This is a genomic window from Vibrio sp. 10N.261.52.A1, from assembly GCF_002876325.1.
Taxonomy (GTDB): Bacteria; Pseudomonadota; Gammaproteobacteria; order Enterobacterales; family Vibrionaceae; genus Vibrio; species Vibrio chagasii.
This window is the reverse complement of sequence record NZ_MCYD01001277.1, coordinates 1-1,701: the sequence shown is the minus strand read 5'-3', so window position 1 is coordinate 1,701 and position 1,701 is coordinate 1. Positions and strand designations below refer to the sequence as shown.

General features: G+C 44.4%; 2 protein-coding genes. One reads left to right on the top strand and one right to left on the bottom strand.

Annotation, left to right across the window (positions count from 1 at the left end; genetic code table 11):
• Positions 1-12: 12 nt before the first annotated feature.
• Positions 13-672: a glutathione S-transferase gene (locus BCT81_RS26785; RefSeq protein WP_102426430.1), complete on the bottom strand. Its 660-nt coding sequence runs from the start codon at positions 670-672 to the stop codon at positions 13-15.
• Between the two features lie 104 nt (positions 673-776).
• Between BCT81_RS26785 and BCT81_RS26780 the strand changes: the two genes are divergently transcribed.
• Positions 777-1,701 (top strand): peptidase U32 family protein (locus BCT81_RS26780; RefSeq protein ID WP_133152743.1); only part of this gene is annotated, 925 nt, incomplete at its 3' end.

Below are 1,701 nucleotides of genomic sequence, written 5' to 3'. Positions count from 1 at the left end.
TGCTATTTGGAATTATCCAAAAAGACAATCTTGCTTGGTGTCATTCCATAATGGGTACTGTTTCATTACTTGGGTATAAAGTTTACTTTCGAGGTGCGATCGCAACCAACGCCCGACGTTCTGGTATTCAGACTGCACAAACCATTTCTTTTCTACTCTTACAAACTGGCTCACGAATGGCATTACGGCAAAGTCGGCTAGGCTAGGGAAATCTCCAAACAAATAGTCGTGGTGGGCGAGCTTAGCCTCAAGTTCGCTGATAAAGGCTTCGCACAAGTTCCTACGTTGCTCGATGTCGTCATTACGATAGCGAACAGAAGCGCGATACTTCTCTAAGTGACCAATAAACTCATTGTCATTACGTTGAATAAGCTGGTGGATTTGCTCACTGAGCGAAGGGTTACTCGAACGTAGAAGATCTTGAGGATCGTTCTGTTGAAGCGCCCACATCATCACATCTAAGCTCTGCTCAATAACCTTTCCATCGGATAACACTAGAACTGGAACTGTACCTTTTGGCGAACTGGCCAATAGTTCACTAGGCTTGTCTTTGGTGACGATTTCTCTTAGTAGTACTTGTTGTTTCGATAAGGCGATGCCCATTCTTCCACGCATTGCGTAAGGACAGCGACGAAGAGAGTACAGGACGGGTAGAGCTGAAGGATTAGGCATTGTTGAGGTCATTGAGTTTGAAAAGTGTTGTACAGTGGTAAACAGATCGTGATGTGGGTAGAATACGCGGCTTAAAAATTATAAGTAAGTGAGCGACTTCAAAAATGAGCAGAAAAATTGAGTTATTAGCCCCTGGTGGCGATGTAGAAGCGATTAAAGCAGCCATCGTAGCCGGAGCAAATGCAGTTTATTGCGGTTTAGATACCTTCAACGCTCGTAACAGAGCTTCTAACTTGTCGTTAGATGAGTTGAACGGGGTAATCCGCCTTGCTCATGAATACGGTTGTGAGATCTTTCTAACGCTTAACGTTGTGCTGCTGGAGCACGAAACGAAGAGCATCACTAAGCTATTAAACCAGCTGGTGAACACCAAGGTAGACGGCATCATTGTCCAAGATTTGGGCTTGTTTAACTTAGTGAAGAAGCACTTCCCATCATTAGATGTTCACGCTTCAACTCAGTTAACCACACACAACGAAGGTCAGATTAAGTTCCTGTCTAAGATTGGCGCATCGCGCGTTAACTTGTCGCGTGAGTTGAACCTGCCTGAAATTAAAATGCTGACTGAAGTTGCACACGACCATGATGTACTGACAGAAGTGTTCGTACATGGCGCGTTGTGTATCGCGTTTTCGGGTCAATGTTACTCAAGCTCAGTAAGTGTGGGTAACTCAGGCAACCGCGGCCGTTGTAGTCAAGCGTGTCGTGATGAATATGAAATCACGAATGCGGGTAACCGTTTCCCACTGAACCTAAAAGATAACTCTGCCTATTACGATTTGCCAGAACTGGTAGACGCAAAGGTAGACTCGCTTAAAGTCGAAGGTCGTATTAAAGGCGCACACTACGTTTACACCGTGGTAGATACGTGGCGTAAGCAGATCGATAGCTTTGTACAAGAAGGTTTATTGCTTGAAGACGATTCTAACCTACACAAAGTTTTCAACCGTGAATTCACGAACTCTTTCCTTAAGGGCAACCTAACGAAAGACATGTTCATCGATAACCCTCGTGATAACAGTATTAACT

Excerpts from the sequence above, each read along its gene's own strand:
- BCT81_RS26785 (WP_102426430.1), bottom strand. The coding sequence starts at position 672 with ATGCCTAATCCTTCAGCTCTACCCGTCCTGTACTCTCTTCGTCGCTGT.